The sequence below is a fragment of the Cellvibrio chitinivorans genome (assembly GCF_035117775.1).
Taxonomy (GTDB): Bacteria; Pseudomonadota; Gammaproteobacteria; order Pseudomonadales; family Cellvibrionaceae; genus Cellvibrio; species Cellvibrio chitinivorans.
Genome location: NZ_JAYKKN010000003.1, coordinates 262,051 through 285,680, shown reverse-complemented (window position 1 = coordinate 285,680; position 23,630 = coordinate 262,051). Strand labels below are relative to the sequence as shown.

General features: G+C 46.3%; 22 protein-coding genes and 1 other RNA gene. 3 read left to right on the top strand and 20 right to left on the bottom strand.

The genetic code is table 11. From position 1 onward, the window contains the following. Window positions 1-36: 36 nt before the first annotated feature. Genes SPL68_RS11095 through SPL68_RS11085 form a run of 3 tightly spaced genes read left to right on the top strand, consistent with a single transcriptional unit; the run spans window position 37 to window position 4,671 of the window. Window positions 37-1,311: an EAL domain-containing response regulator gene (locus SPL68_RS11095; protein ID WP_323815211.1), complete on the top strand. Its 1,275-nt coding sequence runs from the start codon at window positions 37-39 to the stop codon at window positions 1,309-1,311. Next, a complete protein-coding gene (locus SPL68_RS11090) occupies window positions 1,290-4,358 on the top strand; it encodes an ATP-binding protein (RefSeq protein ID WP_323815210.1) in 3,069 nt (1,022 codons plus the stop codon). The genes SPL68_RS11095 and SPL68_RS11090 overlap by 22 nt, the downstream gene beginning before the upstream one ends. A gap of 25 nt (window positions 4,359-4,383) precedes the next feature. Continuing rightward, window positions 4,384-4,671, top strand: a complete 288-nt coding sequence (locus SPL68_RS11085; protein WP_323815209.1) for a hypothetical protein — start codon at window positions 4,384-4,386, stop codon at window positions 4,669-4,671. Between the two features lie 71 nt (window positions 4,672-4,742). Here the strand turns inward: SPL68_RS11085 and SPL68_RS11080 are convergent, their stop codons facing one another. From SPL68_RS11080 to urtA, 20 genes are all read right to left on the bottom strand, one after another. Further along, a complete protein-coding gene (locus SPL68_RS11080) occupies window positions 4,743-5,600 on the bottom strand; it encodes a YciI family protein (RefSeq protein WP_323815208.1) in 858 nt (285 codons plus the stop codon). 110 nt (window positions 5,601-5,710) lie between these two features. Then, complete coding sequence (locus SPL68_RS11075) at window positions 5,711-6,994, bottom strand: DUF445 domain-containing protein (RefSeq protein ID WP_323815207.1); 1,284 nt, start codon at window positions 6,992-6,994, stop codon at window positions 5,711-5,713. Between the two features lie 59 nt (window positions 6,995-7,053). Next, window positions 7,054-7,680, bottom strand: coding sequence for a YigZ family protein (locus SPL68_RS11070; protein ID WP_323815205.1), 627 nt, complete (start codon window positions 7,678-7,680; stop codon window positions 7,054-7,056). Window positions 7,681-7,735: 55 nt separating this feature from the next. After that, entirely contained in the window at window positions 7,736-7,900 is a 165-nt protein-coding gene (locus SPL68_RS11065) for a Fic family protein (RefSeq protein ID WP_323815204.1), read from the bottom strand. A gap of 28 nt (window positions 7,901-7,928) precedes the next feature. Beyond that, window positions 7,929-8,372: a Fic family protein gene (locus SPL68_RS11060; protein WP_323815203.1), complete on the bottom strand. Its 444-nt coding sequence runs from the start codon at window positions 8,370-8,372 to the stop codon at window positions 7,929-7,931. A 393-nt stretch (window positions 8,373-8,765) separates the two neighbouring features. Beyond that, window positions 8,766-9,845, bottom strand: a complete 1,080-nt coding sequence (locus SPL68_RS11055; protein WP_323815202.1) for a site-specific integrase — start codon at window positions 9,843-9,845, stop codon at window positions 8,766-8,768. After that, window positions 9,821-10,000 carry a hypothetical protein gene (locus tag SPL68_RS11050; protein WP_323815201.1) on the bottom strand — a complete coding sequence of 60 codons (180 nt, stop codon included), beginning with the start codon at window positions 9,998-10,000 and terminating at the stop codon, window positions 9,821-9,823. Before SPL68_RS11050 ends, SPL68_RS11055 begins: the two co-directional genes overlap by 25 nt. After that, window positions 10,000-10,950, bottom strand: coding sequence for a hypothetical protein (locus SPL68_RS11045; protein ID WP_323815200.1), 951 nt, complete (start codon window positions 10,948-10,950; stop codon window positions 10,000-10,002). The genes SPL68_RS11050 and SPL68_RS11045 overlap by 1 nt, the downstream gene beginning before the upstream one ends. A gap of 356 nt (window positions 10,951-11,306) precedes the next feature. After that, window positions 11,307-11,633 carry a hypothetical protein gene (locus SPL68_RS11040; protein ID WP_323815199.1) on the bottom strand — a complete coding sequence of 109 codons (327 nt, stop codon included), beginning with the start codon at window positions 11,631-11,633 and terminating at the stop codon, window positions 11,307-11,309. 95 nt (window positions 11,634-11,728) lie between these two features. Next, window positions 11,729-12,103 (bottom strand): hypothetical protein, encoded by a 375-nt coding sequence (locus SPL68_RS11035; protein ID WP_323815198.1) that lies wholly within the window; start codon window positions 12,101-12,103, stop codon window positions 11,729-11,731. Further along, complete coding sequence (locus SPL68_RS11030; RefSeq protein ID WP_323815197.1) at window positions 12,097-12,378, bottom strand: hypothetical protein; 282 nt, start codon at window positions 12,376-12,378, stop codon at window positions 12,097-12,099. The genes SPL68_RS11035 and SPL68_RS11030 overlap by 7 nt, the downstream gene beginning before the upstream one ends. Window positions 12,379-12,391: 13 nt before the next feature. Further along, on the bottom strand, window positions 12,392-13,981 hold the full coding sequence (locus SPL68_RS11025; RefSeq protein ID WP_323815196.1) for a replication endonuclease: 1,590 nt from the start codon (window positions 13,979-13,981) through the stop codon (window positions 12,392-12,394). A 267-nt stretch (window positions 13,982-14,248) separates the two neighbouring features. Then, window positions 14,249-14,602, bottom strand: a transfer-messenger RNA (tmRNA) gene (gene ssrA, locus SPL68_RS11020). A 178-nt stretch (window positions 14,603-14,780) separates the two neighbouring features. Further along, window positions 14,781-15,806: a glycoside hydrolase family 43 protein gene (locus SPL68_RS11015; RefSeq protein WP_323815194.1), complete on the bottom strand. Its 1,026-nt coding sequence runs from the start codon at window positions 15,804-15,806 to the stop codon at window positions 14,781-14,783. A 44-nt stretch (window positions 15,807-15,850) separates the two neighbouring features. Next, window positions 15,851-17,326, bottom strand: a complete 1,476-nt coding sequence (locus SPL68_RS11010) for an MFS transporter (protein ID WP_323815193.1) — start codon at window positions 17,324-17,326, stop codon at window positions 15,851-15,853. Between the two features lie 274 nt (window positions 17,327-17,600). Further along, window positions 17,601-18,296 carry an urea ABC transporter ATP-binding subunit UrtE gene (urtE, locus tag SPL68_RS11005; protein ID WP_323815192.1) on the bottom strand — a complete coding sequence of 232 codons (696 nt, stop codon included), beginning with the start codon at window positions 18,294-18,296 and terminating at the stop codon, window positions 17,601-17,603. A gap of 14 nt (window positions 18,297-18,310) precedes the next feature. Further along, window positions 18,311-19,123, bottom strand: coding sequence for an urea ABC transporter ATP-binding protein UrtD (gene urtD, locus SPL68_RS11000; protein WP_323815191.1), 813 nt, complete (start codon window positions 19,121-19,123; stop codon window positions 18,311-18,313). After that, window positions 19,123-20,283, bottom strand: a complete 1,161-nt coding sequence (gene urtC / locus SPL68_RS10995; protein WP_323815189.1) for an urea ABC transporter permease subunit UrtC — start codon at window positions 20,281-20,283, stop codon at window positions 19,123-19,125. The genes urtD and urtC overlap by 1 nt, the downstream gene beginning before the upstream one ends. A 204-nt stretch (window positions 20,284-20,487) precedes the next feature. Then, window positions 20,488-22,209 carry an urea ABC transporter permease subunit UrtB gene (gene urtB / locus SPL68_RS10990; RefSeq protein ID WP_323815188.1) on the bottom strand — a complete coding sequence of 574 codons (1,722 nt, stop codon included), beginning with the start codon at window positions 22,207-22,209 and terminating at the stop codon, window positions 20,488-20,490. Window positions 22,210-22,302: 93 nt separating this feature from the next. Further along, the gene (urtA, locus tag SPL68_RS10985) at window positions 22,303-23,598 is read right to left on the bottom strand and encodes an urea ABC transporter substrate-binding protein (RefSeq protein WP_323815187.1); all 1,296 of its coding nucleotides are present in this window, start codon (window positions 23,596-23,598) and stop codon (window positions 22,303-22,305) included. Between the last annotated feature and the right edge of the window lie 32 nt (window positions 23,599-23,630).

The window sequence follows — 23,630 nt, the reverse complement described above, 5'->3', positions numbered from 1 at the left end:
GCTATCCTTGCGTCTCTCTGAATCAGTGAGCGATTTATGATTTCACTTAATGCTTCAACCCGGCAGACGCCGCTGTCTGATCTGCACGAAAAAATTCATCAGCAGGGCGTGCTGGTGGTTGACGATAGCAGTATGCACAGATACAGCGCGCACCTCTGTCTGCGCGCATTTGGTATTAATCAGGTGCATGAAGCCGCGAATGGAAAAATTGCGCTGGAACAACTGGCGCAATTGCCACATATGCCCGCCGTTATGATGCTGGATTTAGAAATGCCGGTGATGGATGGCATTGAAGTTCTGCAGCAACTCTCGCGTATGCCGCATAAGCCCGCTGTAGTTCTTGCCAGCAGTTCCGATGAAGTGTTGATCAGTGCCGTGGCGACTATGGCTGAAGCGCTGGGGGTGAATTTACTCGGTGCATTTCGCAAGCCGTTAAACCCTGAAGAACTGGCCGATGCGCTCAAAAGTTATCACCTTGATCCCGAGCGCGAGAGTACCGCTAATGCTCCGGTTGAAACTGATGTTAAGCAATTAAAGCTGGCCTTGGAACGCGCTACCATTCAAGTCTATTACCAGCCCAAAGTAGATCTTGAGACCATGAAGCTGGCAGGGGTTGAGGCACTCGCACGCTGGAAAAACCAGCAGGGCGATTGGATTCCACCGGGGATTTTTATCCCGCTGGCAGAAGAACATGGTTTGATCGGCGATTTAACCCTCTCGGTACTTGAGCAAGTACTGCAAGATATGAATAGCTGGTGGGAGCAGGGCAACTATATTCCGGTTGCGATCAATCTCTCCGTCAAATCCCTCGCGGAATTTAATCTGGCCAATGACATTATCCAACGGGTTATTCGCCAGGGCATTCCTGCTCACTTCATAACCTTTGAAATTACCGAAAGCGCCTTGGTGATGGATTTGCCCTCGGCACTCGCGACTATCAGCCGCTTGCGTCTGAAAGGCTTTGGTATTTCTATCGATGATTACGGCACGGGCTTTTCGTCGCTACAGCAGTTATCGCGCTTTCCGTTTTCAGAGTTAAAAATTGATCGCACCTTTATTCATGGGGCTCCCTCACGCCAATACATTCGCAATATTTTGAAATCGGCGATCGAAATGGGGCAGCGCTTGGGAATAAATACGGTTGCAGAAGGTGTAGAGACAGAAGCCGAGCTACACTTGCTTAAAAGCTTGGGGTGTAACCAAGCGCAAGGCTTCCTGTTGGCGCGCCCCATGTCCGGGCGTGAACTGATGGGATGGGTCGATCAGGAATCGCAACTGCAACCAACCCTATGTCAAAACATACCAACCTAAATAAACGCTTCTCTTTTCTCTCGCTGGTTAATCCCACCTTATTGTCAGCAGCTCTAGCAATAGTGCTGCTGCTTTTTTTTACTGTATTTGCATTGCGCTACATTCACGCCAGCCAGGAGCGAGTGGTACGTGACCACATGCAAACCTCGCTCAATTCTTTTGCTGAATTGATTGGTGTATGGCAGCAGCAGAATCTTGCTGCGCTGCAAATGTTAGCAAGTTCGGCGCAGGGCAAAATCCTGTTAAAACAAGTTTTGTTAGAGCAGGGCGATAATCCCGCTACTCATCAAGCGCTGCGCGATTGGCTCTACCCTGTATTGATGGTGATGGGGTTTGATGGTTTTTCGGTCATCAACCATGAGCGCTTGATAGTCGCTGCGAGTACCGGCGCTTATCACAAGCGCCCAGTGTTGTTGCCAGAGACGCAAGAAGTGCTCGATAAAGCCCAAATAAAACGCCCGGCTATTTCTCGCCCCACAACTGCGGTACTTGCGCTCGAAGGGCCGCGCGGTACACAGCCAGCGGGTTCACTTATGCAAAACATGTGTGTGCTGTTTGAATCTGAAGTTACTGAGTCGGGATATTTTTGTTTGCGCTTTAATACCCAGTCGAGTTTTTTCCCGATTTTCTTAAAAGGTCGCACGGGGAAATCGGGCGAGGTATATGCGATTGATAGCCTCGGGCAATTTATTACACCTGCACGCTTTGATGAAAATGATTCCGAAAGCCAGAAACAGAATACGCGTATTGGTCGTCTGGTTGGTGTTCCTGCGGGCGAGACAGCAACAGCTGAACTTACCGAGATCGCAGAGTTTCTTATCACCCATAAGACCAGTTTTATTGATGTGGGCTATCGCGATTATCGTGGAATAGCTGTGGCTGGTGCAGGGCAATGGATTTCCGGCATGGGTTTGGGGGTAATCATTGAGCAAAATGTTGATGAGGCAATGAAGCCGTTTTTTGCATCGCGCAACATTATTATCGGCTTGAGTTTCAGTGCAAATTTATTGATTGTTGTATTGACTGTTACCGCAATTATTAATCGCCGCCGTTTAGCGATTCGGGAAGGGCGTTTTCGTTCGCTGCTTGATAATTTGCCGCCTCCGACTTACATGGTATCCAGAGACAATCGGCTATTAATGGTTAACCCCGCATTTTGTAATCTGCTCAGACTGACCAAAAGTGATTTGTTGGAGCGCTATTTACATGAACTGCCGGTGCCACGCTGGTTGAAACCGATGTTTCAAAAAACCACCGAGTTGGATGCGCAGGTGGATATAGAAACTGTGTGGCAAGATTCAGTCATTGAAGTGCAGCACCCGGATGGCGGGGCGCGTCATTACAATTTGGTACGTTTCCCCATTATTCACACTCTGGGGCAAGCGCCGCAAGCAATCACCTGGATATGGCGCGACGTCACCGAGCAAGTGGTTGCTAATCAGCGCATGGAAGATGTGAATCAAAATCTGGAACAGATGGTTCAAGAGCGCACCCACGAATTGATGCAAGCAAAAGATGAAGCGCTCGCTGCATCGCAAAGCAAAGCAGAATTTTTGGCGAATATGAGCCATGAAATTCGCACACCACTCAATGCGATTATCGGCCTTGCGCATATCGCACTTGCCAACCAGCCTGAATTAAAGCAGCGCACTTATTTAGAAAAAATGCGCGACTCAGGTGAACACCTGTTGCAAATTATTAACGATATTTTGAGCTTCTCGCGCATGGAGGCAGGCAAGTTAACGCTTGATCACAGCGAGTTATCCATCAATCAATTAGTCGATAAGGCCGTTGATCTGATTTGGGATAAAGCTGCAGCGAAAGGCTTGCAGGTAAATGTCGACGTCGATCCAAAAATTCCACAAGCCCTGCTGGGGGATGCGTTGCGCTTGGGGCAAATTCTTATCAATTTTTGTGCAAATGCAGTGAAATTTACCGACCAAGGCAGCATCAGTATTCGTGTTACCGAAGTGCGTGACTGGCAAGAGCGGGTTGAACTTTTATTTGAAGTAGAAGACACAGGAATAGGTATAGATACGGAAAAAGTAAATAATTTATTTCAACCTTTTCAACAGGTAGATTCATCCAGCACGCGCCGTTTTGAGGGAACCGGTTTAGGTTTATCAATTTGTAAAAATCTTGCCGATTTAATGCAGGCGCGCATCGATGTTAAAAGCACTAAGGGTAAAGGCAGTTGCTTCCGCTTGCGGGTCCAGTTGGAAAAAGTAAATCGCACCAGTGTGTATTCGCCATTACCTGCCAGCGCTGCTGCGAGTAAATTGGAACCGATTGATTGCCATGTGTTGGTGGTAGAAGATAATTTATTAAATCAGGAAATTATTTTATCGCTGCTGGAATCCATGGGCGTGCAAGCTGCTTGTGTTGGCTCGGGTGCAGAGGCGATTGCCATTATCCAACAGCAGACATTTGATCTGGTGTTGATGGATATTCAATTGCCGGAAATGGATGGCGTAGAGACCACTGTGCAAATTCGCGAGTTGCCGGAAGGGAAACACCTGCCGATTATTGCGGTAACGGCGAATGCTTTGCCGGGCGATAAAGAAGCCTATTTGGCAGCGGGTTTGGATGATTATTTATCCAAACCCATAGAGCCCGCGCACCTGCACAGTGTGTTGGAGTTATGGGGCAAGACTTGTCGGATTGCGGAAACGCTCATATCCAAAGCCAGTAGCTTTGAGTTTCTGCATAATGGCGGTATAGATACCGCGCGCGCGCTGCATAATTTGATGGATAATGAAGCGCTTTATCGCCGTTTGCTTGAGCGTTTTGCGCGCGAGCGCAGTGGCTTTCCCGAGCAACTGCAGGAGTTATTGCTGCATAATTCCAAAGAGGCGTTGAATCAGGTTCACTCCTTGAAATCTTTGGCGGGAAGTTTGGGAATGGCGCAATTGGAAATTTGCGCCTTTAATGTGGAGCAGGAATTATTGGCTGGTGAATGGCAGCGGACGTCAATGGATAAACTGGTCAATGAGTTGATAGCAATGGTTGAACTGGTGACACTCGGGTTGAGCTTACAGCAAAAATAATCTTGGCAATCTAGCAGGTGGCGTTATGCATACACTCATGGTATTGATTGGCGGTTTTGTTTTATTGTTTTTTTGTCAGTTAGTTGCGCGTGCTTTTGCTGGCGAGGGCGTTAAACCGCTCGCGAAAGCAGAATTACTTTTTATTCCAATCTGGTTTGTCGTGGCGGCGATCAACATGTGGGTTGGTGTCACCAAAGCCGGTTATTCCATCGCACAAGAATTGCCTATTTTTTTACTGGTGTTTGGCATTCCCGCTATTGCGGCAGGCTTAACATGGTGGCGGATTACGCATTTGCCCAGCAAGAAAAAATAAAATTTGTGCGTGTTATCCACATTAACCCGATGCGCTTATCGGGTTAATGTCAGATCTGTTTCCTCTCAATGCTATAGCGCTGGCTCTTCGCCCGGCAACATCACCATCCAACCTATACCAAATTGATCGGTGGCTTGGCCGTAAAGTGGCGACCAAAAGGTTTTGGTCAATGGCATATCCACTTTGCCGCCGTTACTCGCGAGTGCGTTAAAAATACGATGCGCTTCCGCTTCATCTGCGATGGTTAATGCCAGTCGAAAACCGCTGAATTTTTCCGCATCGTTGCAGCCATCTGATGCCATTACTCGCACATTGCCCAAGCTAAATTCGGAATGCATGATTTTATTTTCAAAACCGGATTGCAGCATACCTTCTGGCATTGGCTCAGGGCTTTCGCTAAAGCGCATCATAAAATTCACTTGAGCGCTTAAATGTTGTTGGTAAAACCTTAGGGCTTCTTCGCAGCGACCAGAGAAAAATAAATAATTGCGCACATCCACTTTTTGCATGGCAATGGTTTGGCGCAGCGCATTTTCATGGGCGGCGGCTTTGCCATCCACATCCACTTCAGCGAAATCTTCGATGGTATAAAAGGTGCGGATTTCAATATCGGAATCTTCATCTTCCATAGGATTGGGGCATTTTTTTACCCACTCGATTGCCTCTTCCATCGAGTTCACATTCCAAATCCAATAGCCAGCAATCAGCTCATTGGTTTCGGTAAAAGGGCCGGTGGTCACAACGCGTTTGTCGCCACTGAAGCGCACGCGAAACCCTTCGCTGCTGGGTTTTAAACCATCGCCGGATTCCATAATCCCGTGTTTGACCAAGTCTTCATTGAACTTGCCCATTGCATTGAGCAGAGCTTCGCTCGGCATTTTGCCTACTTCTGAACCGGGGGACGCTTTAACCATTACCATAACTTTCATCGTATTTTCTCCTTAACTAAATGTGGGTTGTAAATGTGTATTTGGATGTTGCTAAAGACTAGTCGATGCAGACTGTCGGAATTCGACAGGAGAAGAAAAAATTTTTGCGATTACAGTGAAAAATGGCGAACCAGTTCAGGGGTGTGGGAGATTAAATAGAGCAGGGCGCCAATGCAGCCGCCGACCAAGGTGCCGTTGATGCGAATAAATTGCAGGTCTTTGCCGATATTTAATTCGATCTGATGCGACATTTCCCTGCTGTCCCAACCGGTTACTGTGTCGCGGATATGGGTTGTTAAAAATTGAGCAAAATCCGGTGCCATTTTTTGTGCGGCATCTTCCATGTGCTGATTGAGCGAAGCGCGCAAATTCGCATCTGTGGCTAAGGTTTTGCCCAACCATTCACCTGTGGCACTGATTTTTTGGTGCAGCATTGAGTTTGCATTCTCACAATCGCGTTTGAGCCATGTTTTTAAATCGCGCCACAGGCTGCCTGTGTAAGCATTAAAGGTTTCATCGGTTTTTAGATAGTGTTTGATCTCTTCCGCTTTTTCAAAAAAGTGCGGATCGGTTTTTAGGCGCTCGATAAATTCACGTGTAAAGCGATCAAAATTAACTCTGACCGGATGCTCGGGGTTTTCATTTATTTCATTGAGCAAACGGCTAGCCGCGCGCACGGCAATGTCTGCACCATTGCGCCCAACCCAGTTGGATGGCAGGATTTTTTCTGCGACCGGGTGTTCATCTTTAAGCCAGGCGATAATTCCCTCGGCGATAAATGCCTGAGTGTTTTCATCTTGCAGCACCAATGCAAATTGGTTGATGCCTTCATCGAGCAGTGCCTGATGGCGTTGATCTTTGGTCAGCGATTCCAACAGCATGCCTGCCGATTGCGACAAGTCGATTTTATCCAGCATGGCGTGAATAGCGCGGGTAATAAAATTTTGTACGGCAGCATCTTCGATAAAGTCGAGAATCCCTGCGGTCATTTTCACCAAGTGCGAACCCAAGCGTTGGCTGTTTTCCCATTCGCTCAGCCAGTCGGCGGTTTTTTGTGCGGGGTTATGGCGGCGAATTAACGCCACTATTGAATCGACATCAAGAAATTTTTCGCGCACAAAAACAGCTAGGTTGTTAGCGATTTTGTCTTTGTTATTGGGAATAATATTGGTGTGGGATGAAATAATTGGAATAGGTACTGGCTTGAACAGTGCGACAACAGCAAACCAATCCGCCAGCGCGCCCACCATTGCCGCTTCTGCAATCGCGCGAATTAAACCTATCCACCAAATACCTTCGGGTGCAAACAGGGTGCTAATAAATGTCGCAGTGGCAACCAATAAAAATGCCAGCGCCAAACGCTTACTTTTTTTGAGCTCATCTTCTTTGGTCATAAGGCAGCTCCTTTGAAATTCACCTATATAGGGAACCTCTGGGGGTTCCCTAGAAATTGTTAGTGCGATAAAAGTTCTGCTGGGGTAGAGATTATTGCTTCTCCTGCTGTCTCATTTATTAATTGCTGGCGAAATTCATTTGCACTGGTTTCATTCAAACTGATATGCAAACTCACTTTTAGGCTGTAATCAACCGACAGAATTTTTCCTTCAAAATAATTCACAAGATGGCGTACCTTCGCCTCCCGTGCAAAATCTACGCTTACGATAAGTTCTATTTTCGGAACAACTGCTATTAATTCAGCAGAATTAACTGCAGCCGAGACAGCGCCAGAATAAGCGCGTACCAATCCACCCGCACCTAATTTTACTCCACCAAAATAACGCACAACTATTGCGAGTGAATTGCCAACATCACGCTCGGTTAATACATGCAGCATAGGTTTGCCAGCAGTTCCCGATGGCTCACCGTCATCGCTAAAGGCTTGTGTTATTGGCTGGCGTGTATTGCCAATCACATAGGCCCAGCATACGTGATTGGCATCGGGGTATTGCGCACGATAGTTATCGATATGCTCCATCGCCTCTTCGCGTGAGCTGACTGGGTGCAAGAAGGTGATGAATTCACTGTTTTTTTCTTCGGTGGAGGATTCAACAGCAGCGGAGAGGATGGTGTAGGTGGGCATCAAGGCTCCAAAAAACGAAACGCCCTTAGTCGTATCGGGCAGAGAAGCACTAAGTTTAACGGCTAATTCCGGTTAAGCGGTATTTCTGTAGGCGACTATTGGGTTTTTCGGGAATGGTCATTTCAATAAAACCCGCATTGAGCGCAGGTTTTAAATAGCGTTCGCTAAATGATTTCCGATCTTGCAAGCCTAGTGCGGTCTGCAGCTCATCACGGCTCATCTCGCTTTTAAGCGCGGAAAGCAGCTCTTTAATTTGGGGGCTGACTTGAGGGGTGACTTGGGGGGGCTAAAGGGCTTGATGATTCAATTGTGTTCAGAATCATCTCCAGCATAAATTCTATGAAGGGTGCTGAATCGGTCTTTTTAGTGCTGAGGTTAATCGCTTGGTAATACTCGCTTTTCCATGTCTCAAATTGTTCATAGGCTTTTATCGCATTGCGTACTTCCAGAATTTCTTTCGGCGGCGCTATAATGCGTTTATCTTCCAGAATCGCGGTGATTTGCTCTTCGCTTAAGGTGTTCCCTTCAATTGCCAATGAGCCTTGGATAGTACGAATACGGTTTATGCGGCGAAGCCGTAGATTTTTTTCATCTTCCAAAACGGACAAACGACCCACAGCTTCGCCAATAGCTGCAACTAGGCGAACTATATTCGGTGTAATGCTGTGGGGCGGCTGATAAATCTTGAGCATGACTCGATCCGCAACTTGATCTCAGTTGACTGCTTTTTATCCAGTGATGCTGGACTATAGCAACTATGCCGAAGATTGAAATGATGAAATAAAAAACCCGATCATTTCTGATCGGGTTTTTTATTTAGTGTTTGGTGGGCCGGGGGGATTTGAATGTTTGGAAAGCCGTTAGTATTCAAAACCTTATCCATTTAGTGTGCCTCAATGGTGCCAAAAGTATCAAAAACGCTTATTTGTGTCCATTCGCTCGCGCTACGCTCCATAGTCGCTACGCGCTCACTTTCTGTACTCAATACAGGTGCCGAAAATTACGTTTAAGGCACAATTTGGGCACAACTTGAAAAATGCGGGTGTAAATCGGCTCGCTGCGCTCGGCGATTTACTTACCGATTACTACTCAGAAGGTATCCAGCGGCCGTATACCTTACGAATCATTCCCCAGTCTTTGTGTCCCATTTGGTCGGCTACCCATAAAGGGTTTTTGCCCTGGGAGAGCATCATGGATGCAAACGTGTGCCTGGTCTGGTAAGGGTTGCGGTATTCAAGCCCTGCGGCTTTCAGTGCTGGTATCCAGAGGCGTTTGCGAATCGCTTGGTCACATAGCCACGGTTGGCCTGTTTTATCGTCAGCAAAGACCCTGTGGGCGCCCGCAGTGTGTTTTTGTTGGCTGGTTAACGCCTCGATGGTTTGAGGATTTAATTCAACTGTACGGAGGCCGGAAACTGTTTTGGTTGTTTTCTCTTTGCGGCCAACAATTGCAACCCTTACATAAAACCGTTTATTGGGCAGGTCTATATCTTGCCAGCGAAGGGCGATTAATTCCGATGTGCGCAATCCAGAGTAGAACGCAAACTGAAAAAGGTTGCGCGCTTGTCCTTCAAATTGTTCGAGAACTTTGGCTATTTCTGCCTGTGTAAGCGGGTTTGGCTCGCGTTGTTCAACAGGCAAAAACTTCACTCTATCCAGCGGATTTTTTTGGATGAGTTGATCGAAAAAAGCATCCTTAAAAACCAAACGTAACGGACTAAGAATGTTATTAATTCGTTTGTTTGAAACGTCCAATGTGTCGAGCCAATCTTCGATATGATTTGCCGTTAACTCTGTTAGTTTCAGTTGACCAAATGCTGGTATCAGGTGGTGATATACAACGCTGTTATAACCACGAATAGTGCTCAACTGACAATGGCGCTCTGATTTTTTAAGCCAGTCTTTTAGTGCCTGCTCAATAGAAATAGCTTGCCCATAGTTTTTTGAAAACTTGCGCGCTTTCGGGCTAGCAGGGAAGTGATTTAAATAATCAAACGTACCCATAGCAATTTCAAAAAGAATAGCCTCGCGTTTACGTGAGGCTTCTTTCAATGTTGCTTTGGTTGGTTTGATGCGCAAAGTTTCGCGGCAGCGTTCACCCTGATATGTGAAATCAAGGAGAATACTATTGCCGCGTGGTCTTACACCGGCAATCCCTGAATCCATTTTTCCACCGCTATTGTGTTAATGAAAATTCGGCCATTTGGTGCTTTTTTCCAGTGAATTTTTTCACGCCATTGGCCTTTCTTTTTTAGGGCGCGAATGGATTCTTTGGTCATGCCGGATTCTTGGGAGAATTTATCGAGTGTTTTCCAGATCATTAATAACCACCCTTCCATATTTCGGTAGGTATCTCTGCTGGTGGGTACTCTATAGAATCGATATCAATATCGTGAAAATGATACAGGTGATCATCTTTTATCGATTGAAGAATGCGTTTATCAAGTTTCCCATCAATCCATACAGCACTTGAATAAAGAGGGAAAAATTGATCGAGCTGTTCGCCGATTTTTATAAGACTTTTTTTAATCGCAGAAAATGATTTTTTATCTATCGATACGGCTCTAAAAAAAATTACAGAAGATTCACTGAAATACGCATTATTCTTGTTCATCCAATTAGCAAATGTATGATCCTCTATAAAGCCCACTCTTTCCCAATCATTCTGGGTTAGTGCCATTAGTCCATCATTGTCTATATCAATAGCTACATGGATTGTGTTTTTAATATTCTTAGGGTTAATGCCTAGTTGTCTGGCAATAGCTCCTATTTTTTGCTCTAAAGTGTATTTTTCAACAATAATTTGTTTTACATATCTTTTTTGAAGATCCACCCAAGAGGAGAAATCATGCTTTTGGGCAACGTTAAACCTAGCATTATCTAATGCATCGGTGATAATTCGGTGGTAATGAGTATCTTGAGTAAGATCACTTGAAATGAATGAAGCTGGGTCTAATTCATATAAATTAAGATCAACTCCTTGTGATAAAAGAGATGACCTTTGAATAACTTTTGCTTCAGCTTCAAACGGTTCTAATGCGGAAAAATCGCTTCTTACAACTGCTAAGTAATCTCTAGGAGTTGACTGGGTAGTTGTTTCAAATTTAAATGTATCGATTAAATTTTTCCAAGAATTGAAACCTTGCTGAATAGCTATTTCATGAAGAGCTTGGGATAAAGAAATAGATTCTGCCTTTTGAAGTGCTTTTGCTTGCTGCTTTAGCCACTTAACAGAATTTTCACTTAATAGATGGATTTTGGATTCAGACACAATTAATACCTTCATCAAATAAATCTAATGGCCAGCTCATCAGAAAAAATGAATGACAAAGTGCATTAATTGCAAAGGTGGAGATTTGTCAAACTGGATACTACCCCCAAGGAGTTTTGTTTGCGCTGGCAAGGCGTGTACCCGACACCGGTTAAAAATATATCTTTAAGAGCGGCTGCATGTCAACAGAGAGTGCAATAGCCAATCTAGGGGGCTAAAGCCCCCTGACCCAGATAACGCCCCTGTGCGGTCGCTAGCTCCCTTCATGGGTTCCCTTCGGCTAACTGGGCGCGTGTGCGCGTTGGCTTGCAATATTGTGCTAATTTCGTAACGCTTTTAGTGTTGATCAGGAAGAGCTATTCATATGTTCGCCGAGGCGTAACCTCTTTTGCTGATTTAAAACGATCAACAATCTCATTTTTCTCCTGTTCAGTTTGAGCATGGCGAATTGCTTCAACAAACTGATACATCGAAAGGTTGGACTCTATTTGATTGAATGCGTTAGCCATTTTTTCACGAAGCAATCTAAGCATAGAGTTTAATGAATCGAGCCGAATTCCATCGTATTTAGACAAGTCATAAATGTCTGTTACAGCATCGTAAATAAGCTCTATATCTCTGGATAAGAACTCTTCGTCAGTTAAATCATTGGCTGGTTTGGTGATAACATTGCTAGCAGTCATATTAACCTCTACTCAGGTTGGTGTGATTAGCTCTGCCTTGAGGTGCAACTCTTGGCAGGGCGACTAAAATATTTCCGTAACAGTCACGAAAACATTTATTTATTTAGCTCGGCGCGCATTTGGATTCTGCGCTTTCGAGCTAGTCGGCGGCGATCTTCTTGCCAGAAAGGCTCTGGCTCATCCCCGTTTCTATACAAGGGTTGATCGTCATAGTCGTAAATGAGCCAGTACATATCGAGATGTGCGCGGCAAATTTCATAAAGCTTTTCATTAAAGAAAAAATATAGCTCATCACGCTCATGCTTGCGTAACCCGTCAAAGTTTCTATCTTCAAGTTGCCGCCAATACTCCATGTATTCATTTATGCAGGCAAAAATAATCTTACCGGCATAGTTGTTTTTATCTTTTCGATGAAATTTGTAAATTTCATCAAGTCGATAAAGTTTTTCTCTAACAGCGTGAGTTACCATTCTGGCACCAGTTTGTAATCGCCACAAAATTCAGTTTTTGTTAATTGCTCCATGCCTTCAGGAAAACGAACAACCAATTCAATTTCTTCATTAACTGCAAGCACGCCTACGATGTTTCCCGTTTTATTCAGCGGTGGTTGTGGCAATAATTCGGCATCTTCTGATCGAACAACTTCACGACACATAAGTGAGCAAGCTTCTTTTAATTCAAATTGCAATGACGTATCCCAGTCGAAAAAATCAACGTCATACTCTTTGCCTAAATTCTCAGCCATTTTTAATTCCCCATTAATGAATTGGTGACTGCGTACAGTTATTGATACTAGTCCAAGGCCGCCCTGCGGGCGGCGCTGGCGGCTTCGCCGCTGTCGTGCTCGTACCTGCGCGCGGCGCTATGCTAAGGCCGCCAGCGGACTCGTATTTTTTCCAATTATGTAAGCGCGTGATAATGGCCTGATTGAAATAATCCAAGCCTTTAATTCGTGGTTTTTTCGGGTCGCCATAAATGGTAAGACCTTCTGGTAATAGCTCTCCTGTTTCTTCATCGACAAATACAGGGTGCTCATAGAACGGTCTGATAGGATGCTCTGATTTACGCATCTCAACACCACCCATAACCATGACATAAGCTGCCCAATCTGAGGCGACTGCTGCGCATGCCGCCTCAGATATAATTGCGTTATTGTCAATATCATCAACATCAATATCGCATGCTGGTGTTCTTCGAAGCTCTCGCCAGACGGTTACACTCGGGCCACCAATTTGCTGAAATTGACGAATGCCCCAGCAGCTTGCCCATGCATCGATGGCTTTGGCTGATTGCTTTGCATCATTGCCGTATAGGTCTGTATCGATATTGGAACCATCAATATTTTTGGTGATGTATTTAGCAATGTATCCAGCAGCAGAGCCTTTCGATTTATCTATCGCTACAGCTTTAAATCTGTGCTTGCTCGCTCCTTTTTCATGCTTGCTATCCTGCAATGCGTAGTGCTTCATAATCGAACGAACGCGGCTTTTTATTGATGGCGACATAAACAGCATTAAATGCCAGTGCGGGGTTCCATCATGGTTAGGCTCTGCAACACGGAAGCCGTAAACATTCAAATTTTCCCGATGCAACTTGGCTCTAATTCTTGCAAATAGCTCACCTAAATATTCGTTCACTTCTCGCGGAGTCGTGCCGTCATATTTGGAATTTTGTTTTCCTGTTTTATTTAAACGGGAGTGCATTCTTGATGGTGCGGTAATGGTGTAAAACTCGCCGCAATGACCAAGCTCATCGGCAACAATTTCAAAGCCTGATATGCGCGTCATTAGTTCAGCGCGTCTAATTTCCGGATTGGAAACTGATTTTTCGGAAAGCTCTTTTAGTGAAAACACTTGCTGGTTTTGGTTGACCAAAAAAGTGTTTTCCAAAAACTGATTGGCCAAGTGTTTTTGGTGTGATCTTCGAGCTTGAGTGAACTTGCTTGAATAAGCGGAGCGCTTCCGGTGAATCATTCCAAGGTCGCGGGCAACTGCTTCAATAGTCCGGCGCTGGAGCGTACATAGTTTTTTCTTCCACCAGCGTGGGCAACCCATACGCAAAATACTTGCAGAGATAAAATCCCCGTTTTTGCTCTTTCTTGGTGGTGTTAGCTCATAGCTCTTGATGTACTCGCAGCACGCATCATAGGCGGCGTTTAAATTGCCTTTGTAGGATTCAGCAAGGGTGGTGGTGTACTGGGCTTTATCTTCGGCAAATTTTTTGATGATTTCGGGGCTGGACGATAGATTCAGGTCTTTGACGATTAGGCGCTGGTTTAAGGTCAGTAGGTTACGGTTTGCATCGACGTAGCCTTTAGCCTTGGCAATATCCAGATAGGACGATGCCATCGACAGGGAAAGCTGGGGATGTTGTTCAAATATTTTTTTGCGGAAAAGGTGACAGTCAGTCGTTCCGAGACCATTTGTCAGGGAAAGAGCTTTGCTGGGTGGGGTGGTGAAATGTGCCGGATTTGTGCCGGATGTGCCCGATTGGTGCCTTACTGGAGACCGATCAAGACCACTGGAGACCATGTAGTTGGAAGTTGGGGAGCTGCTGGAACCCGCATAAATACTGGTCTCCAGCGGTCTAGATAGGTCTAGACACCCCCCTGTGTTTGGTGGAGCCGGGGGGATTTGAACCCCCGTCCGCCAGCACTCCATCCGCGGCTCTACATGTTTAGATCCGTTTATTGATTTAACGCTTATCAGCCCAACAGGCAGGACGAAAAGCGCGATCCTGTAGAGTTTTAGCAGCGCCACCCCAGGCAAGCTTTGCTGCGATCCAGTTCTGTATGACGGGCTCTAGCGCGGTACTGGCACCTTGTCAGAGACCGTTAGCTGCATTAAGCAGCTAAAGCGTAAGAATCGTCGTTTGCGACTATTCAAGTACAGCTTTGGATTAACGTGATTGGCTGTCATCACGACATGCACCTTGGGCTTTGTTACCAGCGTCGAATCCAAATCGACCCCGTTCGCTAACTCGAAGGGTTGTTCTTGCGAGCTTCCCACGTCCAGTAGCGAGTGGCGGCATTCTACTCCCATTCGCCTTTGTGATCGAGCCTTAATTTCGGCCCTGAATCTCCCCCAGCCCCTCTTTTTCAAAGAGGGGAGTTAGCTCCTCCCTTTGGAAAAGGGAGGCCGGAAGGGATTAGTTATCTCGATACGGCGTGATGGTTTGAATCGAGCCGTCTGCATTGTAATTCAGCGGCGCCATCTTCACTGAACGCAAGTGGGTGATGCCTTTGGACAGCACTGAATCGTGATAGAACAAGTACCACTGGCCTTGGTATTCGGCAATTGAGTGGTGCGTCGTCCAACCGATTACTGGCTCCAGAATACGGCCTTGGTAGGTGAAGGGGCCGTAGGGATTGTCGCCAGTGGCGTAACACAAAAAGTGGGTGTTGCCGGTGGAATAGGAGAAGTAATACTTGCCGTTGTATTTGTGCATCCATGATGCTTCAAAGAAGCGGCGGTCGTGATCGCCAGCGAGAATTGGCTGGCCGTTTTCATCGAGGATTTTAATTTCGCGCGGTTCTTCAGCGAATTGCAGCATGTCATCGCTCATGCGCGCGACAATCGGACCGAGTGCGGGTTCGTTGTCTGCTGGTTCACCGCGATTTGCATCGTATTGATTGTTGCGATAGTTCTGCAACTGGCCGCCCCAAATGCCACCGAAATACATATAGTGCGCGCCGTCTGCATCTTCAAACACCGCTGGGTCGATGGTGTAGCTGCCTTTAATCGCTTCGGGTTCGGCTTTAAAAGGGCCGATAGGTGAATCACCGACAGCTACACCGATTTGGAAAATATCGTCGGCGCGTTTTGCAGGGAAATATAAATAATATTTTCCATTTTTATGCGCAGCATCGGGCGCCCACATTTGGCGTTTCGCCCAGGGCACATCTTTTACATGCAGTGCAACGCCATTATCGACAGCGGCGCTCTCGGGCGAATCGAGGGAGATTACGTGGTAATCCTCCATGCCGAAATGATCGCCGTTGTCGTTAAAGGGAATGCCCGCTTCGATGTCGTGCGATGGGTAAATATAAATTTTGCCATCGAACACATGTGCAGATGGATCGGCGGTGTAAATGTGTTCAACCAGTGGTTGGGAGATCGCGCGCGCTTTTAAATCGGCGATCACTTCGGGAGCCAGAGTTTCTTCGGCAGCCATGTTTAGTACCTCATGTTCTCATTCAAAAAAATTGCGATTGAAAATTATTTTCCTGCCGCTTTGCGACGCTCGTTCAAATCGGCTTCGATTTGCACTTCCAGCTTTTTGTTGATTGCGTAGAAGAACATGCAGCCAACAGCGAGGAAGAATGGCAAGGATGCAAATACGCTTACACCAGTCTTGATGCCTTCAATAGTTTCAGGGTTTTGCTGTGCGAGACTGGCTTCGTAGCCGTAGTGGGCGAGCAGGCCAGCGACCAGTGAGCCACCGATGGTCAAGCCGAGTTTTAACCCGAGAATCATGGCGGAAAATACCATCGCAGTGGCGCGGCGATTGTTTTTCCACTCGGAAAAGTCAGCTACGTCGGCAATCATCGCCCACAGCAATGGAATAGTTACGCCGTAGAAAAACCCGTGCAGGATTTGCGATGTAAACACAATGCCGATGCTCTCGGCTGAATAAAATTTGAAGGCAAAAACAAATAGGGTTGAGAGGAACAGTGCTGCGGCAAATACATTGCGTTTGCCAAATTTGTCGGCCAAGCCTTTGGAGAAGCCGATGCCGATAATCATCATGATAATGCCGCAGCCGTTAAACAAACTGAAGGTAGAGGTTGGGGCATCTTTCGGCCATTGGAATTCAGAGAGGCCAATACTGGTCAGCAGATGATTTAATCCTGCGATAAAACTATTAAAGCCGATGTCATCCAAAAATTGTGCGAGGTGTGGTTCGCTCAAATAATTTTCAAAGTAGTAAATGTACATGCCGCCTTTTAGCGCGAGGGTCACAAATACCAGAATGGTGACGAGCAGCATGACGATCCAAGGAAGGTTTTTAATCAAATCGGAGAGGTCTTGCACAATGCTGTTGCGCGCTTCTACCACCGGCAAAATACGTTCTTTGGTGGTGATAAATGCAATCAAAAAGAAAAGGGTTCCGGTGATGGAAAACAACAACATAGTGTTGTGGAAACCGACTGCTTTGTCGCCATCGCCCAAAATTAAAACCAGCGGCAACAACAATACTTGAATAATAAATTGCGCAACCATCACCGCTACAAAACGATAGGCCGACAGACTGTTGCGGTCGGCCATGCTGCCGGTAAGTACGCCACTGAGCGCAGAGTAGGGCAGGTTGTTAGCGGCGTAGATTACCAATAGCGCGATGTAAGTAGCGAAGGCGTAGATGACTTTGCCGTTTTCATCAAAATCCGGTGTGCTGAAGGCGAGCAATGCGACAGCGCCAAAAGGTATAGCCGTCCACAACAGCCAGGGGCGGAATTTTCCCCAGCGGGTATTGGTACGGTCGGCGATGATGCCCATCACCGGGGTAAAGAAGGCGCCGAACAGACCACCAGCAGCCATGATCATCGCGGCTTTACCGGGCGATATGCTGTAGACATCTGTGTAGAAAAAGGCGAGGAAGGTCACCAGCGTTTGGAAGATCAGGTTAGCGGCAAGGTCGCCAAGGCTATAACCAACTTTTTCAACAACGGAGAGTTTTTGCGCGTTTTGATTCATTGTTATGACTTCTTATTAACGTTATGGGTGTTTAAGCATAGCCATCTACGCCAAATCTCGCTCGAGACGAGATGTTAATGATACTGGTGTACAAGTCGGCGCAGGCGGCATAGGATCACCTAAAGGTGTCTTATAGTCAAGGTGTATATAACGTTGATGGACTGAGTGATATGAAGGACGGATGTTGAATCGGGTAATAGATAGAGGGGGGAATAAGCTAGAGGATTTAGGAGGGCCGAACTGAAGCCGACCCTCCTGCGGTAAATATAGGGGCTTACACGCTCAAATACCGCTGTACCAAATCATCATTCAAGTTGGCGATTGGGCCGGTGGCGACCACGCTGCCTTTTTCCATAATAAAAAAGTCATCGGCAACTTTTCGTGCGAATGGTAATTTTTGTTCGACAAGTAGCACGGTTAATCCCAGCTCGCGATTGAGTTTACGAATGACATCACCTATATCGCGCACAACGTTGGGCTGAATACCTTCAGTGGGTTCGTCGAGGATTAATAATTTCGGATCGAGTACCAGTGCGCGACCTATCGCAAGCTGTTGTTGTTGACCACCGGATAGATCGCCGCCGCGTCTGTGTTTCATCTCCTTTAATACCGGAAACAATTCATAAATCAAACCGGGGATAAAACGCGCTTTGTCTTTGCGTGCACCGAGCGAAATTTTTAGATTTTCTTCAACCGTGAGCAGCGGAAAAATTTCGCGACCTTGCGGTACAAAACCTATGCCGCCGCGTGCGCGATTTTCGGTTGAGAGTTTATTGATGTCGTAACCGTTTAATTGAATTGCACCATCGCGCACGGGCAGCAAACCGGTAATGCATTTCAGTAAGGTGGTTTTGCCTACACCGTTGCGGCCGATCAAACAGCCGCAAGTACCTTCTTTTAGGGTGAGTGATAAATCCCACAGGATGTGGCTCTGGCCGTAGTATTGATTGATATTGTTAATGGTCAGCACGAGTTGTTCTCCTATTACTCACCAAGATAGACTTCAATGACTTTTGGATCATTTTGTACTTGATCCATAGTACCTTCGGTTAATACCGAACCTTGGTGCAATACCGTGACTTTGCGCGCGATTGAGCGCACGAATTTCATGTCGTGCTCTACCACGATCACTGAGTGGTCGCCTGCAAGTGACAATAATAATTCAGCAGTCTTTTCGGTCTCTTCGCCAGTCATGCCGGCGACAGGTTCATCCACTAAAAGTACACGCGGGTTTTGCATCAACAACATGCCGATTTCTAACCACTGCTTTTGGCCGTGGGAGAGGGCACCGGCGTTTTTGTAGCGATGTTCTTGTAAACCGATTTGTACCAAGACTTCGTCGATACGATAGGTTTGTTTGCTGTTTAAATGTTGGGTGAGTGTCCACCAAACGCGTTTATCGGCAGCGGTTGCGAGTTCCAAATTTTCATAAACGGTTAAGGCTTCAAATATCGTAGGCTTTTGGAATTTGCGGCCAATGCCGCCGCGTGCAATTTGGTGCTCAGATAATTCCAACAAATTAATTTGTTGGCCAAAGTAAACACTGCCGCTATCGGGTTTGGTTTTGCCGGTAATCACATCCATCATGGTGGTTTTACCGGCGCCATTGGGGCCGATAATACAGCGCAATTCACCTTCGTTGATGTAGAGGTTTAAATTGTTGAGCGCTTTGAAACCGTCAAAGCTAACACTAATACCTTCCACATAAAGAATAGTGCCTTTGGTAGTGTCCAGCGGTGCACCAAAGTTAGGGTCGGGTTGGCCAAGGGTGCGACGTGCTTGCGCAAAAATATTCATTACACTGTCTCCTTGGTTGCGTTGCTTTTTGCAGAGGAACTATCTATTACTTCAGCTTTCACTTCATTTTTTGTGGGAGATTTTTTAGTGCGATTAAACAGCCCAATCAAACCTTTCGGTAGTATCAACGTAACGATTACAAAAAGCGCACCCAATGCAAACAGCCAGGTTTCCGGTGAGTAAGATGTGAATATGGTTTTTCCGTAATTTACTGTGAAGGCACCGACTATGGCTCCAAATAAAGTGCCGCGTCCACCAGTGGCAACCCACACAACTAATTCAATGGAGTTGAGTGGGGAAAATTCCCCCGGATTAATAATCCCAACCTGCGGCACATAGAGCGCGCCGGCGATTCCTGCAAGCACTGCCGAGAAAACAAACAGCCAGAGTTTGTAAGATTCGACTTTATAACCGCAAAAGCGGGTGCGGCTTTCCGCGTCGCGAATCGAAATAATAATTTTGCCCATACGTGAGGTCACAATGTAACGGCAGGCGAGGTAGGCGAGAATCAACATAAAACCTGATGCTAAAAATAGCGAGATACGAGTGCCGTCAGCAGCAATAGGAAAGCCCAGAATATCTTTAAAATCGGTCAAGCCATTGTTGCCGCCGAAGCCCATTTCATTGCGGAAGAATGCGAGCATCAATGCATAGGTCAGTGCTTGGGTGATAATTGAAAAATAAACGCCAGTTACACGTGAACGAAATGCCAGCCAGCCAAAAATAAACGCAAGAATGCCGGGGATAACAATCACCATCAGCATGGCAAACCAGAACATATCAAACCCTTGCCAATACCAAGGCAACTCTTTCCAGTTTAAAAACACCATAAAGTCAGGGAGGATTGGGTCCCCGTATTGTCCACGCGGACCGATTTGACGCATCAAATACATGCCCATCGCGTAGCCGCCAAGCGCAAAAAAAGCGCCGTGGCCGAGTGATAAAATTCCGCAGTAGCCCCAGATTAAATCTACCGCGAGTGCGAGTAGGGCATAACACAAAAACTTTCCGAGCAGTGTCACCATAAAGGTGGATACATGAAAGGCAGATGATTCTGGTACTAGTAGATTGCAGATGGGCACCAGCACCATCGCGAGTAAAACCAGTCCCAGCACAATCATGCCGCCGCGATCACTGAGTAATAAACGTTGGGTTAACATTTGATTCTCTCTTTAATAAATTCTTGCTGTTGTAGGTTGGGGCGGGGCGCGTAGCCTGAGGAACGAACCCCAACATGACCATGTATCCGAACCAACCTAAAAATAAAATGTGCGTTGTGTTGTTCTCGATTCCAGCAATGTGCGTTTTGCAAATGCGAGTGTTGGGGTTCGCAAGCTCACCACCAACCTACGAGGTGCCACAAATTAATCCGCCGCCGCACGACCTTTTTGCGGGAATATTCCTTTCGGCCGTTTTTGAATAAACAGAATTAACAACACCAATACCAATACTTTGGCGAGCACCGCACCTGCGTAAGGCTCCATAAATTTATTGATAATGCCCAAGCCCATGGCGCCAACCAGTGTGCCCCACAAATTACCTACGCCGCCAAATACCACCACCATAAATGAATCGATAATGTAGGCCTGGCCGAGGTTAGGGCCGACGTTGGTCAATTGCGATAGCGCTACACCGGCGATACCCGCGATACCAGAGCCTAAACCAAACGTCATCGCATCCACCCAGCTTGCACGTACACCGACGGCGCGTGCCATTGAACGGTTTTGCGATACAGCGCGAACTTTTAATCCAAGTGTGGTTTTTTTAAGAATCGCCAGCAGAGCAAAAAACACCAGCAGGCCAAAAATTAAAATATATAAGCGGTTATAGGTGATTGAGAGTACAGGGTTGATGACCAGCGAGCCGCTCATCCATTCAGGTAATTCCACCGCGCGGTTAAGTGGAGAAAAAATGCTGCGTGCTGCTTGTTGCAGAATCAGGCTAATACCAAAGGTAGCGAGTAGCGTTTCCAGCGGGCGGCCGTATAAAAAACGAATCACGCCGCGTTCAATCGCGATGCCTACTAAACCGGCAACAATAAAAGCTGCGGGTACCGCGATCATTAAGCTGTACGCAATTTGGTTTGGGAAAAGCTGTTGTACGACCCAGGTGACGTAGGCGCCGATCATCATCAATTCGCCGTGCGCCATATTGATTACACCCATCACCCCAAAGGTGATGGAAAGGCCGATGGCGGAGAGTAACAGCACAGAGCCCAAGCTCAGGCCGAAAAATACATTTTCAGCAAAACGAAAAGCGGCGACGCGATCTTCAATTGATTCAAGTGCAAACTTGGCTTGTTGTTTTACTTTTTCGTTTTCATCCTTAGCGGCAAGTGTTTGCAATGCCGTACGCACTTCTTGCTGTAAGCTGCCGCGCAATAAGCTGATCGCGTCCAGCCGTGTTTGCACATCGCTACTTTGTAAATTTAATAGTGCTACAGCACTTGTAATCGCCGTGCGAACATCTTCATCGGGTTCTTTTTTCTGGCGTTCTTGCAATAGATTAACTACATCTTCATCAACACCATCGGCGATCATGCGGTTTACTGCATCCAATCTAACGCTGGCATTTTTACTGTTCAGGTTGAGGGTGGCGAGCAGAGTGCGCAACTGACTTCGCATGGCATTGTTAATCGGCACGCGTTTGAGCGACTCAGTTTGTTCTGTAGGAATTTTTTCGCCGCTAATTGCGTTGATGTAGCTGCCGGACTTATCGGCAATCGCCACTAGAGGATCGCTGGATTTTTCGGCATAGAGACTGCCTTGCTGTAATGCGGTAATAACATCAATTACACGCGGATCATCGAGCACACCCAGTTTTTTTGCAGTCTGTGCGCGTTTAGGCAAGCTGCCTTGGGTGAGTTCTTTCACGAGTTTGTTAAATTCAGATTCTGCAACATCTGCTTCTGCAGTACCTGCTTCTGCAACTTCAGCAGTGACTACCGGTGTGCTAAGGGAAGATGGTTCAGAAGTGAGGCCGTTAGTCTCAGCCTCTTGCGAAAAAACCTTGATTGAAGTGCAGAGTGATAGGCATATCAGCAACTGCAACGGCCATAATCCAAGTGGCTTGGTTGGGTTTCGCATAGTCTTGTCTCGATAAAAGCAATAGTGAAAAATTTATATAGTTTTTATATTTCTTCCCGAGCTGTGCTCGGGAAGAAATTCAAGCAGAGAGCCTTACTGTGCAGCAGCACCTAAACATTTTTTAGTTTTGGTGTTGTAGTTACCACACTTCAATTTAATCCAGTCAGATTCCAAATCTTTTGAACCTTCCAGATAGTCAGACCATGCATCACCTGGAACCAAACCATCGGTTTGCGAAACAGTGAGGAATTGGCCGTCTTCTTGAATTTCACCAATCAATACTGGTTTAGTGATGTGGTGGTTCGGCAACATTTTACTTACGCCGCCAGTAAGGTTAGGCGCTTCTACACCGATGATGGCATCAACTACTTTGTCAGTGTCGGTAGTACCTGCTTTCTCAACTGCTTTCACCCACATATTGAAACCGATGTAGTGAGCTTCCATTGGATCGTTGGTTACGCGCTTGTCGTTTTTGATGAATGCTTTCCATTGTTTGATAAACGCTGCGTTAGCAGGATTATCTTCACTCATGAAGTAGTTCCATGCAGCCAAGTGACCAACCAGTGGTTTGGTGTCGATACCAGAAAGCTCTTCTTCACCTACAGAGAAGGCAACAACAGGAATATCTTCCGCTGTGACTTTTTGGTTGCCCAATTCACGATAGAAAGGAACGTTAGCGTCGCCATTGATGGTAGAAACTACGGCAGTCTTTTTACCTGCAGAACCAAAGCGCTTGATGTCAGACACAATGTTTTGCCAATCGGAGTGACCGAAAGGGGTGTAGTTGATCATGATGTCTTCTTGTTTTACGCCTTTGGATTTCAAATAGGCTTCAAGAATTTTGTTGGTGGTGCGAGGGTAAACATAGTCAGTACCTGCAAGTACCCAACGTTTTACTTCCATGTCGTTCATCAAATAATCAACGGCTGGAATTGCTTGTTGGTTTGGTGCTGCACCTGTGTAGAACACGTTGCGTGAAGATTCTTCACCTTCGTATTGCACTGGATAGAAAAGTACACCGTTTAATTCTTCGATTACTGGCAAAACAGATTTGCGTGATACTGAAGTCCAGCAACCAAAGATGGCAGCAACTTTATCTTTGGTTAATAGTTCGCGAGTTTTTTCCGCAAACAATGGCCAGTTTGATGCTGGGTCAACCACAACAGCTTCCAGTTTTTTACCGAGCAAGCCGCCTTTTTTATTTTGTTCTTCAATCAGCATCAGCATGGTGTCTTTCAAAGTGGTTTCTGAAATCGCCATAGTGCCTGAGAGTGAGTGAAGTACGCCGACTTTAATAGTGTCTGCCGCGGCAGCACTAAAAGAAGCGATTGTTAAGCCGCAGGCGATACCGAGTGCCCCGACATGTTTTGCTATTTTCTTCAGCTTCATGGGTCTTTCTCCTAGATGGTTTTTTAATGACT